Here is a 13658-nt window from a genome sequence, read left to right on the forward strand (position 1 = left end):
CACCTACACATGACGCCGTTCCATCAGATTAATCCCTATGCCCATGCACAATACCCCAATGAGAAGCAATTTGGAAATCGGGATCCAGAGATCCGCGATGCCATAACCGTACACAGCTATTCCCGTTAATGCTTTCATGGCATGAGTCAGCGGTATGACTTCCGCGATGCCAAGCAGAATCGGATTGGTGATCGTGCCTGGCGGCATATATACCCCGCTGATAAGCGGCAGGATCGGAATGATGGACGGAAACAGCGTCCCAAACTGCTCGGGCGACTGCAATAGGCCGACGAAGAGCATGGATAACGCGACGATAGTCAGTATATAGATCACAATGACCAGCAGCAGCAAGCCGTAATGGTCTCCAAGGTCGAAGCCGAAACCATACCGAAAGATGAGCAGCACGATGATGATCTGCAAGACGCCGATCAACGAGCTGTATAGCAGGTGACCCATATACATCTCCGTTTTTCGGACAGGAGACAGAATCAGCCGATTCCAAACGCCGGAGGTTTTATCCTTCGTAATCGTGTTCACCTTGAAACCAACCGTAAACATGACTAAGAATAACGAAAATCCAAACAGCAGCTGAAGTCCCATATCATGACGAACGAGTTCTCCCCCACCCTGCGACTCGGATTGGAGACGCAAGGGTGGTTTCTCCATATAAGCATATACGTGCTCGCGGAATTTCGCTTCATCTCGCACGTTTGCCGCTGCGGCCCGAAGCTGCTGCTCTCGTTCATATACCGTACGGAGATGCTGATCAGCCAGCTGGACGTATGGGTTATCCATTGCGGCTATGATGCGATAATCGTCAGAGACCAGCTTCACGGCGAGATCTGCGCGTCCCTCGCGCACTTTTTTTCTTGCCGCCTGTTCATCCTGAATTCGAAATTCGAACGTATCGTTTTGATTCAGCAATTCGATCCACTTGGCCTCAGACTTTTCCACCGCCCCGTCTTCGGTGAAGATGTCAATCTTGATCTTGCTGTCAACGCTCCCTCCGAACATAAGCGTAGCTAATATGCTCAGACCGATGAACATGATGATCATCCACGGATTTCGCTTTTCTTTCATCCATTGCGATAATAAGATGGGAGCCATCAGATCCGCCCCCTTCTTGGAAAGATCCATAAACTCGCAGCTAGAATAACGATGAAGAATACCCCTTGGTACAGAATCGGCAGCCATAGCTCTTGAAACGGACTGCCCTGAATCCACTGAATCATGGACATTAAGGCCAAGCCGTTGGGGGTTACGCTGCCGATGTTCATGAGCCAATCCGGCAAAATATAGATCGGCACCAGATTCCCTCCGATGACGCCGAGCACAACAAGCAGTATGAATGAAATGCCGGTTGCCACATCAGCGTCCTTCATTCGGAACAGCATCGCTGTATAAAGCGCGGATAACGCCGCGACCGTTAGGCACAGCATGAAGATGAGGAGGGTCAAACCGATCCAGAAGATCAGGGATTTCCCCGGAAAAAGCTGAAACAGAAAGTGTGAGACCATGATCAGTACCCAAGATTGAAGCAAAGACATGCACAAGGTCGACCCAACCTTGCCGGACAAGTAGCGAAATGGATGGGTTCCGGCAAGAAGGAGACGCATAAATACCATCTCACGCTTTTCCGTGATCGATTTGGACGCCGTTGTTGTGAAGACGGACAGCGCAAAAAATATACTGACCGCCAGTGCGTAATATTGGAACGAGGTGATCATGTCCACACCTTCGATTTGTTCCAATCCGCCGACAGGGCTGTTCGCCAGTGCAAACTCGCCCTCCCCCTTGCTTTCCTGTCCTTCCATTCCGCTGTCCAGCGCAGCCTGATAATTAACGGCACCCAAAAATCCATCCAGCATATTTTGCAGAATATTCACTTTCATCGAATTCTCTAGCGCCGTTAAAGTCAGAACCGCACCGTCCCCCTCATGCAGGAGAAGCTTGTTAAGTGCAGCCAGCGTATATGCCTCAGGAATGGTTATGATGGCCTCCACTTTCTCTTCCTTCAGCTGTACTTGGGCAGTCTGGTCATCCAATGCAGCAACTTGAAGAAATTCTTCAACCTCATCGTCACCGAACATATTCATTAATAGGGCTTCCGGTTGGAAATTCGCGGCTGCTTTACTCAGTTCGTTCTTCTCTTCCGTACTGATCGACATATTCTTTAGGCTTTCTTGAAAGGCATGGACTCCCTCTTCATGTCGATCCTTCACGACCAATGCGACGCTCATCTCAAGGGATTCATTCGAATTCTCTACCCAATTCGGCAAGGCAAATCCGAGAACCAGGATTAGCGCTAATGGCATAAACAAAGCAATCAGCATCTCTTTCCGGTCTCTCCAATAGACGAGAAAGTCTTTTTTGAAAAATACGCCCAAACGTCCGTCCCTCCTCTCAATCCCGAAGCTTGCGGCCGGTCAAATGAAGAAATACATCCTCGAGACTTGGCGACTGGATATGAATATTCTGAATCTGTACCCCAAGGCGTTCCGCAGTCTGCACGATCCCGGACAGAATGTAACTGTTCTTCATGACAATGAGCTTCAGGCCATGTTCCGTCTCCTCAACCTGCCTGACGCTTTCAATGGATCGAAGCTCCTCGGCCAGCTCCGGATTTGGGCGATTCAGCTGGATGATCAGCGTATCCTCACCGGACAAGATGTGCTGCAGCTCCTCCTTCGTGCCTGAAGCGATAATCCGCCCGTGATCCATGATGTACATCCGGCTGCACAGCTGCTCTACCTCTTCCATGTAATGGCTTGTGTACAGTACCGTTGTCCCATTGTCCCGGTTTAAACGCCGGACGGTTTCAAGAATATGATTGCGGGACTGCGGATCAATGCCTACGGTCGGTTCATCCATGATGACGATTTGCGGATCATGCAGCAGAGCAGCTGCGATATTGATCCTCCTCTTCATGCCTCCGGAATAGGTTCTAATTAACTCCTTCTGGCGATCCCGAAGGCCGACCGTCTCAAGCAGCTCCTGAATTTTTATCTCCAATTCCTTTCCGTTCAATCCATATACGCGCCCGAAAAATTTAAGGTTTTCATACGAGGTCAATTCCTCATACAAGGCAATTTCCTGAGGCACCACGCCTAATACGGTGCGAATGTCCTGCGGATGCTTAAGCACGCTTTTGCCGTTCAGGCGTACATCGCCGCCCGTCGGTTTCAGCAAGGATGATATCATGGAGATGGTTGTCGATTTCCCGGCGCCGTTCGGACCGATCAATCCGACGGATTCCCCCCGGTCCAGATACAGGCTGACTTCCTCCACAGCAGTCTTGCCCTTAAACACTTTTCGAAGTTCTACGGTTTCCAGCATCATGTCTCCCCCCGTTCTCGATATGAACACCCAAGCTGCCTTGGTGCCCTTCGTTCATATCGTCCACAGCTACAAGTGTATATGCAAAAAGGCAGTGCCATCACTGCCCTCGGTCATTGCTTTGATTCCGAACCATGACTTCCGTCATGTTAGATTCGGATTTAACAGGGTATCTCCTTTTCTCGCGAATCAAACCACATTATGCCGTATGGCATAAATCGCCAGCTGCGTCCGGTCTCTTACATCAAGTTTGTCCATAATCTGGCTGACGTGATTCTTGACCGTTCCGATCGACAAACCCAGCTCGTCTGCGATTTCGCGGTTGCTGCGCCCTTCCCCTACCAGACGTATGATGGACAACTCCCGCGGGGTAATCGAAGCATCAACGACGGGTGCTTTCTTCTCTTCCAGAAGTTTAGGAATCACCTTGGCCGCCACATCCTCCTGGAGCGACAACCCGCCGCTCAAGCAGCTTCGAATCGAGCGAATCAACGCCTCCGGCTCCGCCTCCTTCAGCATGTACCCGCTAGCCCCGCTCTTTAGCGCCTCGACCGCATACTGGTCGTCGTTAAACGTCGTCAGCATCAGCACTTTCGTCTTTGGCCATCGTGAACGTATGATGCGAGCAGCCTCCAATCCGTTCATCTCCGGCATTCGGATATCCAGCACAACGACGTCAAAGATATGGTTTTCGCATAATGCTACAGCCTCTTTGCCGTTGCCAGCTTCACCGGCAACCAGCATATCCGAATCGCTTTCGATCATCATCTTCAGACCTTGACGAACCATGGCCTGATCCTCTGCCAATAATATACGTATCAGCGGACTCCCTCCTCTATGAACTTGGACATGAATAACGTTCCGCGAACGATAAATTGGTTGTCGTACTGAGAGATTTGAAGCTCGCCCCCAGCCTCTTCCATTCGCTCTCGCATCGCTTTTAAACCATAGCCCTCCCGGTATGTATCGCGTCTCCGGTGATACGGATTGCTTACCTCAAAACGAAATATCCCGCCTCCAGGCGCTTCAAACAAGATATGCACTTCTCGAGTGCTCCCATGCTTCATCGCATTGGTCATGGCTTCCTGAACCGCACGGTATACCGCAATGGATTGGATATTGTTTAAAGGCACAGTAAGTGCTCCATGCCGCGCCGTTAGCGTTACGCGCATAAAGCTCTCGGATTCCAAGCGCCGGAGAAGTCCAATGATCGCGGGCAGTCCGCTGGTCTCCTGCTGCTTCATGGATTTCACTGCATTCCTGGTCTCCTCCAGACTTTCCTTGGCAAGGGCTTTGAGCCCCTTCAGAACCTCGGCGGTTTCCCCGTCTGCCTGCATCCGGTGCATCTCCAGCTGCATGAGCAGCGCCGTTAATTTATGCCCGACGGAGTCATGGATATCGCGCCCGACCTGAGCCCGCTCCTCCTGCCTCGCATGCTGCTCGTCCGTTATAAGACGACGTTTCATATTACGGTATTCACTGAGCAGCGTTTCATTTCGAACAACTGATTCTTCATAACGGGACCAGGTGGTGCGAAACAGGGTAAGAGCAATCGTGAGAATAACAGAGTAAAGCGCGAGAAACAGCCATGGTAATCCGGAGTATCCTAACAAGCCGGGTGCGATGGCACCTGCGGTCAGGACTAAACCTATGCAGGCGGCATGAACGGCGGAGAGCCGATACACGGCTTTTCCCGCAAGAATGGAATAAACCAGCAGAATATACGGGTCAGTTGCACTCGTAGTGGTCGGCCATAAGGAGATCACGGAACATAATGACGCAATGAGCAGTGTGATAAATAGCATTGCAGGCTTGGCGCGGTATAACGGCGATAAAAAAAAGCCAGTGAAGAAAATGGCGCTGCTCCCCAATCTCCAAGGCAATTGATCCGGATTAACATGCTGGAGTACTGGAATGAAGGCGCATAGCCAGCTTAAAAGAAGAAATAAAAACCATATCCAGAACGACCGCACATGCTCTCCTCTCTTTCCTATCAAGAGTTTCACAATTTACAATAAAAAATATCGTTCCAAATTTTAGTTATATCATATCACAAGCCTATTCGATACTTTTGGGGAAATAAGTAAACTGGAAATAAAAAATCGCTTCGAGATTATTGTGAAAAAATATACATACAGGCCTAAACCCTTATCAATACTGGGATTTATTCGACAAGCTCAGAGGGCAATCACAGCGAAAAACAGGCCTAAAATTGTGACGAAACTGGTAACTCTCGTGAAAGTTTGAACAATGTATGAACTACCTCAAAACCGCGCCACTACAATGATTTCGCTCACAACCATCCCCTTTTGTAACAATTTGAACACATAAAATTACATACATTGACACGAATATGGATTTATCTGTTAATTATACAAGTTTATGTGTTTTGCAAAGCCGACCGGAACTTTCTACTATAGATGTGTCAGTAACATTGAATCGAACGAACGTTTCAAGGAAAGGGGTACATCATGAACAAAAGAGGGCCGTTATTTGCATTGTTTTTAGGCTTTACCTTGCTCTTATCGGGATGCAGCTCGCTCACGGTATTAGATCCGAAAGGACCGGCTGCCAGAACCCTATCCGATACAATCATATTCTCCATTCTCATGATGGTCGGAATTCTAGCGGTAGTTTACGCGCTCTATATCTACATGCTCACCAAATACCGAGCCAAGAAATCCAACGAAGGTTACGAACCGCCTCATGAAGAGGGTAACAAATGGCTGGAGATTCTGTGGACTGCCATTCCAATCCTGATCGTTGCCGTGCTATCGGTCGTAACCGTCAAAACGACGGTGGCCGTCGAGAACGTACCGGAAGGTTATGAGAACCAAGAGCCTTTGGTCATTTACGCTTCCTCTTCGAACTGGAAATGGCATTTCAGCTATCCGGAAGAAGGAATTGAGACCGTCAATTACGTCAACATTCCAACCAATCGTCCGATTGAGTTCAGACTGTATTCATTCGGTCCGATCACGAGCTTCTGGATCCCTCAGCTTCACGGGCAGAAATACGCGATGAGCGACATGATCACGAAGCTGAACATGGTGGCCGACGTACCGGGTTCCATGATGGGCCGTAACGCGAACTTCAACGGCGAAGGCTTTGCCCATATGGAGTTCGAAGCCCTTGCCATGACCTCGGCCGAGTACGATGAGTGGGTTAAGGATGTAAAGGACACCGCGCCTGAACTGAAGGAAGACGAGTTCAAGAAGCTTCTGGACACCGCGCATGTCGGACGAATGACCTTCTCCAACACGCATCTGGAATTCAGCCCGCCGCCATCCGAAGACCATCACCATGGCGGTGATGTCAACGGCAATGAGGAGCATCAGGACCATAAAGACGTCCACCCGGATCCTGCAACAACGGAAGAAACGGAATTTGACAGCGAAACGAACGTGGATCCAAACGAACCGCTGCCGAACTTCCCGGCTGAAGAAAGCCCAAATCATCAACATGAAGGACATTAAATCGGTGAGTGAATCATGGTTCGCCCGATCTACTTCATACATCCAGAAAGGAGCTAGGCCTTTATGAAATGGGACGAATTTTTCGTTACCGGTGATCCGCTAATATACGGCGCCATGGTGAGTATCGTGCTCGTCTCGCTCGCAATCCTCTTCGGTTTGACCTATTACAAGAAGTGGGGATATATGTGGCGGGAATGGCTGACAACCGTGGATCACAAAAGAATCGGGGTCATGTACATCATCTGTGCATTGATCATGCTGTTCCGCGGGGGCGTCGACGCGATCATGATGCGCGCGCAGACCGCCGCACCGGAGATGAAGTTTCTGACCGGTCAGCATTATAATGAAGTATTCACGACTCACGGGGTCATCATGATCCTCTTTATGGCCATGCCGTTTATCTTCGGTCTGATGAACGTCATCATTCCGCTTCAGATCGGTGCCCGTGACGTAGCTTTCCCTAAACTGAACGCAATCAGCTTCTGGCTGTTCTTCGCCGGAGCCATGCTGTTCAACATTTCCTTCGTTATCGGAGGTTCGCCGGATGCCGGCTGGTCCGCTTACTTCCCGCTGGCCAGTATCGAATTCAGTCCGACGGTCGGCAACAACTACTACTCTCTGTCGCTACAGATTTCAGGGATTGGTACCTTGCTGACAGGCCTTAACTTTATCGTAACGATCCTGAAGATGCGCGCGCCGGGCATGACCCTGATGCGCATGCCGATGTTCACATGGTCGGTATTGATTACTTGCGTCATCATTATCTTTGCTTTCCCTGTGCTTACGATTGCGCTCCTGCTTATGATGTTCGACCGCATCTTCGGTTCGCAATTCTTCACGATGGCCAACGGCGGCATGGATATGCTATGGGCCAACCTGTTCTGGGTATGGGGACACCCTGAGGTATACATTGTCATACTACCGGCTTTCGGTATTTTCAGTGAGATTATCTCAACTTTTTCCAAAAAGAACTTGTACGGTTACAGCTCTATGGTATTGAGTATGGCGATTATTTCCGGCTTGTCCTTCCTGGTATGGGCCCACCATTTCTACACGATGGGTCAAGGGGCCATGGTCAACGGCTTCTTCTCCATCACAACGATGGCGATCGCCGTACCGACCGGGATCAAAATATTCAACTGGCTCTTCACGCTTCGGAAGGGTCGAATCAGCTTTACGACGCCGATGCTCTACTCCCTTGCCTTTATTCCGATCTTCACGATCGGCGGCGTAACCGGCGTCATGCTGGCGATGGCCAGTGCGGACTATCAATATCACAATACGATGTTCCTGGTTGCCCACTTCCACTATGTGCTCATTCCAGGCGCCGTATTCGCCGTCATTGCCGGTTTCCATTACTGGTTCCCTAAAGTGTTCGGCTTCCGTCTGAACGAAAAGCTTGGCAAAATCGCATTCTGGTTCATTGCCATCTCATTTAACGTAACGTTCTTCCCGATGTTCTTCCTGGGACTTATGGGGATGACCCGTCGTACGTACACCTATTCAGCTGAAACCGGCTTTGGCCCGCTGAATATGCTGTCGATGGTCGGCGCCGTCGGCCTGGCGATCGGATTCATCATTCTGGTATACAACATCTACTGGAGTACACGTTACGAGCCGCGCGATAAAACAGGAGATCCATGGGATGCACGCGCACTGGAATGGTCTACGCCAAGTCCGGTTCCGGTATACAACTTTGCAGTAACGCCGAAAGTCAAAGGCCGCGACGCCTACTGGTTCTCGAAGAAAAACAACGAGCCGCTTTCAGATGAGAAAATTACGAAAATTCACATGCCAAGCAACACCGGTAAGCCGTTTATACTGGGTATCGCCTTCTTCTTCCTTGGCTTCTTCCTGGTATTCAGCTGGTGGATTCCATCCATCGTTGCCGGTATCGCGGTATTGATCATTATGGCTACCATGTCCTTTGACCGTGATCACGGGTACTACATTCCGGTTGAAGAGATTGTTCAAACCGAACAGAAACTGCGGGGTGATACGGTATGAAAATAGATGCCACTCAGCCGCTGGAATATGGAACAGAGGAAAACCGTAATCGTATCTTCGGCTTCTGGCTGTTCCTCGGAGCTGAAATCGCGCTCTTTGCTACCTTGTTTACCGTCTACTTCGTTCTCGTAAACCGCTTTGCCAGCGGTCCGAGCGGAGCGGAAATCTTTGAAATAACACCGGTCCTGCTTGAGACGTTCCTGCTCTTAACGAGCAGCTTCACGATCGGTTTGGCTGTTCATGCGATGCGTCTGGGACTGAAAAAGCAGACGATGATCTTTATGGTCATCACCCTGCTGCTGGGTGCGGGCTTCCTTGGGATCGAGATCTTCGAATTCTTCACCTATGTACATGAAGGAGTAACGCTCTCAACGAGCGCCTTCTCCTCCAGCTTGTTCACATTGCTTGGCACGCACGGAGCTCACGTTACCTTCGGTCTCCTGTGGGGAACTGCCATTCTGATTCAACTTAAAAAGCATGGGCTGGATCATTCCACAGCCAACAAGTCCTTTATCTTCTCGCTCTACTGGCACTTCCTGGACGTTGTGTGGATCTTCATTTTCAGCTTTGTGTATCTGAAAGGACTGATGTGACATGATAAAACAGCTGTTTCCAATTAAGCATGTAGCGGGTTATATATCGTCTCTCGTCCTTTCAGCGGTTGCGCTCGTCGTTCTGCTGGATATGCCGGCAGCTTCGAAATTGGCTGTTCTGCTGGTTACCGCGATCCTGCAGGCAGCCGTTCAGCTTATGCTGTTCATGCACGTCGGGGAAAGTGATGACAAAAAGTCCGTTTACATCAACATTGCCTTCGCTTTGTTTGTCGGCCTTGTCACGATCTTCGGAACGCTGTTCATCTTCATATGGGGCTGGTACGCTTAAGACCCGCGAGTCTTTGTGAACTTGTAACGTAACGATGAACGTCCGCATCCCGATAATTTCATCCAATAACAAAGAGGGTGTTCCAAAAGATCTTAGATCTGGCGGGATGCCCTCTTTTTCTACTAAGAGACGCTGCGTGTACGAATTGTTCCTCCCATCGCTGTTGTCCCCAAATTTCTTGGAATGGTTTGAAGTAAGGAAGAAATTCGGGGACAAAGGCAACCGCTCTCGCTTGTCCGGAATCGTTTCATCTTCTCCGCTGCGTGGTGCGGAAACATACTTTAGACAAACGAAAAGAAACCGTTTCTTGGTAAAATGGAAGTGCTACCCGCCATTTACGAAAGGAACGGTTTCTTTACATTCAATACACCATGGGCCAACTTCACCTGCAATGGACTTGGAAGACGACATTAGTCACGCCCTGCATCCATATCCAAAATTTCATCAATCTCACTCTGGAGCTTCGTGGTCAAGGTCTGTTCGTCTCCAATGATCCAAGCGTGATTATAAAGAGCTTCCAGCGGAGACGTGCCGCTCTGATGCCGTATGGATTCTACATACTTCGTAATGGAGCGTGGCACCCCGTCGCGTTCCGTAAACAATAAAGGTGCTCGCTTACCCATATGGGACAAAGGAGCAGCTGCTATGGACAATACGGGTGAATAAGGTGTCGAGAACGAGAGACTGTATCCGGGCGATTGAACGCCCCAACCAAAGCCTGTTGCGGGATCATGGAACTGTGCAAAATGAATGGCGTTCTCGAATGGGTCATCCCCGGATATTCGCGTTACCTTCCCATATTGCCGCAGCTCGTCCTCTACGGCCCGGGATACCACCTTTTCCGGGCCGATAATATAAATATTCGCTTTGCCTTTTCGCTTATGAAGCGCCTGTACCGTCTCTTCAGGCACATTCTTCTCGCGGACATACAGCATCGTTTCCGGCATATGCGCAATCCAGCTCACCGCAGGGAGCGTATAGTCCGGACGATCCATCGATCCGACAATAACCGAGGTGGGTACAGATCCGGATACTTTAGCGGCGTATTCATCGATAGCGGCTGCAGCTTCTTCAGGTTCCCCGGCAGGAATGTGATCGGTCTTATATTCAAGCCCGTTCAGCTCCTTCATCACCCTGTCCGAGATCGGGCCGACGGTGATAATCTCAATGCCCTTGTTATGCTCCGATCCCCTTGGCTTCAACCGTCGCAGCTCTTCCAGTGTCTCCTTGGGAATCCCCTCTTCTTCCACAAACAGCAGAGGTCCCTCGTTAAGCTGCGTCAGATCGACGCTCACAGCCGCTATGGACCAATGAGCCGAATCCACCAGGGTCACCGTCTGCGGACGACTATGCTCATTCGTGGACTGCCACAGCGTCTTGGAGGTCAGTACGGCCGCACTTACAGGATCGGATGTATTCAATCGGATGGTGTTCTTCGTAGCAGACCAAGGTACAGGAACATCCTTCAGCAGCTCTTTGCTGTGAACAGCCGAGGGAATGGAGGGCTCGGAATGACTTTGCGTTTGACTCCATGCGAGAATGCCTGCCGTTAACAGGGCAAGAGCCCAGCCGGCGATCATTTTTTTCACCGTAAATTCCTCCTGTCTCACAAAAAAGGTCTCTAGGATAGATCTCTTCCACCCTTGATGCTGTTACAGCTACAGATCTTCCATTAACTTCTCCTCATCCATATCCAGTGGCAGACCCAGGCGGTCATTGGATCGGTTTCGCATCCATTGTTCCTTCAGCATCTTCACAAACACGTCATCCCTGGACAGCCAGACGCCATACTGTCGCTTCATGTGCCGCTCTGCCTCCTCGAACGATCCGAACCGGAATGGGAGGGGTTCTCCATTCCACTCGACAATCCATTCTCCGGCGTTGGCATACACAAACAGCAGATCCTCGCCCCAGCTTTCGTACAGAACGCCGGACTCCGCCCCCTTCATGTTGAACTGATTCCTCGAAGCATCGAACCGGATCGGTTCCAGCTCGAACGGATCAGCAGCAAATAACTGATACACTTCCTCCGTAATCGTGCACCCCGCTGCTTTGGGATGGCCGCCTCCTCCGTACCTCATCGCCACTTCGGACACATCCACGTGATCATGAATCGTGCGAAGGCTCATTTTCCTTCCCCCCATGTTCAAGATGGCAATGTAGTCAAGGTGGGGATATGTCGTTCCCAGCTCGCTGGCAAGTTCAGAATGATAGGATTCGGCATAAACGATGCCTACGCAATGCTCACCCACGAAGGTCTGAATGAGTTCTCGCTGCTTGCGGCGGATATAACGATCAATTTTATTCTCTTCCATGTCCAATATTTTTTCTTCAAACTCATCGAAGAAGAAGCCCCCTTGCTCCCGCAGACGCTGCGTCATCTTGCTCTCAAATTCGTCAAGGGACAACATAAAGAACAGATCATTCAGGCGTTTAGCCTCAATCTTCTGGTTCTCTTCCCATTCCCACGTATCATAGAGGCGGACGAGTTCTACGAATTCGTCCAGCGCTTCACTTCTGCCCAGATGTCCATGCTCAATTAAATATTCGTAAAATAGTGAGGTTGCCGATGCCAATCGGCCGTCCCGATGCGTGATGTCCACTTGGCCCCAGCTATATTCATTCAAGTGAAGAGCCGTTTTGTGGTGATCGATCAGCTGCACCTGCCCTCCCTCTTCAACAAACACGTTCAGTTCCTTCTCCATATCCGGAGCGACCGACAAATCCGTAATAAACAACACATCATACGGATTTTCCTGCACGGAAGTCCGGTTCAAATACCTTGCAACTTGTTGATTCAAACCGTGAATGGAGTTGTAACGGACATCAATTCCTTCACCGAAAGCGCATTTGGCGATAATGCCGCAACCGACACCATCCAGATCATTATGGCTATATAGATGATACATAGGTGACTTCCTCCAAACAGTAGGTGGAATGATTAGCTGATCCTGTCTTTCATCCCTTTACGGTTCCCTAAAATCTGTCGTTTTAACCCTTTTAACCCTTGTTGGCCCCACCCGAGGTTACCATGGAACAAAAAAAGAAGCGGTTCTAGCAGCCGCTTCTTTTTGGATCATATAATATTATGCCTGTTGGACAGGTCTCGGTCCTTTGGATGCCTTAACCTCATACATGCCGTGGCTGGAGCTGATCACATGCTCCGGCTGCGGCTTGCCGCGGTTATCACGGTGTCCTTGAATATGCGCGGGACTGGTTTCCCAGCGTTTCCACGCTTCTTTGGATTCCCAGCGAATCATGACGATGACTTCTTCGGTTTCGTCGGTACGCTTTGCATTCTTAACAAGGACGCTCAGATCGATGAAACCTTCAATTTCTTCAATAGGTCCCGGCTTGCTGAAACGCTCAACAACCAGATTGGATGTGCCTGCTTTAACAATAATCGTTTTCGTCTCGATCAACATATTCAACGAACACTCCCTTAGCGAAAATAACCGTACAAATGAACGATATTTATCCATTTTAAATGATAACGATTATCATTGTCAAATTCTATGCCTCAACCGAAAACTAAAAAAATCTGACCAGCAAAAGCCTGCTGATCAGATCATCATTAATTCAGTGATGCGTGCTGCATGGAATGGCAAGCCGTACAATCCTCCTGCAGATAAAAAAGCGAAGTAAAGCCGGCCTTCTTCAGCTTGCGCGCAGCGAGAATTCCATCCGAGCGCTTGGGCGTTACTATCACCACGGAGTCATCAGGTTTCAGCTCCTGCTCCCACACATACGGCAATCTGCCGAGAGAGATGTTAATCGTTTCTTTCCGCGGACAGGCCATATATTCGGATACATCGCGTACATCGAGCATTTTCAGATTCGGACACTCCTTCCGAGCCTGTCGAAGATCACTGCACTTCATGAACCGTAAACCAGTTATAGGTACATACCTGCGGTAATATAAACTGAATATAAATATAATCACAGCGGCAGATGCAA

At 49.7% G+C, this 13658-nt stretch carries 13 protein-coding genes; 4 read left to right on the plus strand and 9 right to left on the minus strand.

The annotated features are described in order from the left end of the window. Positions 1–3: 3 nt before the first annotated feature. The 5 genes from ACETK5_RS15280 to ACETK5_RS15300 form a co-directional block, all read right to left on the minus strand. Positions 4–1080, minus strand: coding sequence for an ABC transporter permease (locus tag ACETK5_RS15280; RefSeq protein ID WP_394056598.1), 1077 nt, complete (start codon positions 1078–1080; stop codon positions 4–6). A gap of 26 nt (positions 1081–1106) precedes the next feature. Next, positions 1107–2387, minus strand: coding sequence for an ABC transporter permease (locus ACETK5_RS15285; protein WP_394056600.1), 1281 nt, complete (start codon positions 2385–2387; stop codon positions 1107–1109). A gap of 16 nt (positions 2388–2403) precedes the next feature. Beyond that, a complete protein-coding gene (locus tag ACETK5_RS15290; RefSeq protein WP_394056602.1) occupies positions 2404–3336 on the minus strand; it encodes an ABC transporter ATP-binding protein in 933 nt (310 codons plus the stop codon). Between the two features lie 189 nt (positions 3337–3525). Continuing rightward, entirely contained in the window at positions 3526–4158 is a 633-nt protein-coding gene (locus ACETK5_RS15295) for a response regulator (RefSeq protein WP_100536577.1), read from the minus strand. Continuing rightward, positions 4155–5342: a sensor histidine kinase gene (locus tag ACETK5_RS15300; RefSeq protein ID WP_394056604.1), complete on the minus strand. Its 1188-nt coding sequence runs from the start codon at positions 5340–5342 to the stop codon at positions 4155–4157. The genes ACETK5_RS15295 and ACETK5_RS15300 overlap by 4 nt, the downstream gene beginning before the upstream one ends. A gap of 465 nt (positions 5343–5807) precedes the next feature. On the opposite strand from ACETK5_RS15300, the gene qoxA reads away from it, so the two are divergent. From qoxA to qoxD, 4 genes are all read left to right on the plus strand, one after another. Further along, positions 5808–6812, plus strand: coding sequence for a cytochrome aa3 quinol oxidase subunit II (qoxA, locus tag ACETK5_RS15305; protein WP_100536575.1), 1005 nt, complete (start codon positions 5808–5810; stop codon positions 6810–6812). 63 nt (positions 6813–6875) lie between these two features. Further along, on the plus strand, positions 6876–8819 hold the full coding sequence (gene qoxB, locus ACETK5_RS15310) for a cytochrome aa3 quinol oxidase subunit I (RefSeq protein ID WP_100536574.1): 1944 nt from the start codon (positions 6876–6878) through the stop codon (positions 8817–8819). Next, positions 8816–9412 carry a cytochrome aa3 quinol oxidase subunit III gene (qoxC, locus tag ACETK5_RS15315; protein WP_100536573.1) on the plus strand — a complete coding sequence of 199 codons (597 nt, stop codon included), beginning with the start codon at positions 8816–8818 and terminating at the stop codon, positions 9410–9412. Before qoxB ends, qoxC begins: the two co-directional genes overlap by 4 nt. Position 9413: 1 nt before the next feature. Then, complete coding sequence (qoxD, locus tag ACETK5_RS15320) at positions 9414–9701, plus strand: cytochrome aa3 quinol oxidase subunit IV (protein ID WP_100536572.1); 288 nt, start codon at positions 9414–9416, stop codon at positions 9699–9701. 410 nt (positions 9702–10111) lie between these two features. On the opposite strand, the gene ACETK5_RS15325 is transcribed toward qoxD, so the two are convergent. From ACETK5_RS15325 to ACETK5_RS15340, 4 genes are all read right to left on the minus strand, one after another. Next, the gene (locus tag ACETK5_RS15325) at positions 10112–11281 is read right to left on the minus strand and encodes a cell wall-binding repeat-containing protein (RefSeq protein ID WP_394057445.1); all 1170 of its coding nucleotides are present in this window, start codon (positions 11279–11281) and stop codon (positions 10112–10114) included. Positions 11282–11359: 78 nt separating this feature from the next. Then, positions 11360–12610 carry a DHH family phosphoesterase gene (locus tag ACETK5_RS15330; RefSeq protein ID WP_100536570.1) on the minus strand — a complete coding sequence of 417 codons (1251 nt, stop codon included), beginning with the start codon at positions 12608–12610 and terminating at the stop codon, positions 11360–11362. A 177-nt stretch (positions 12611–12787) separates the two neighbouring features. Then, entirely contained in the window at positions 12788–13126 is a 339-nt protein-coding gene (locus ACETK5_RS15335) for an antibiotic biosynthesis monooxygenase (protein ID WP_127591088.1), read from the minus strand. A 149-nt stretch (positions 13127–13275) separates the two neighbouring features. Next, positions 13276–13530 (minus strand): rhodanese-like domain-containing protein, encoded by a 255-nt coding sequence (locus ACETK5_RS15340; protein WP_243390629.1) that lies wholly within the window; start codon positions 13528–13530, stop codon positions 13276–13278. Positions 13531–13658: the final 128 nt, after the last annotated feature.

Source organism: Paenibacillus ilasis, from assembly GCF_043195395.1.
In the GTDB taxonomy this organism is placed as follows: domain Bacteria; phylum Bacillota; class Bacilli; order Paenibacillales; family Paenibacillaceae; genus Paenibacillus_AQ; species Paenibacillus_AQ lautus.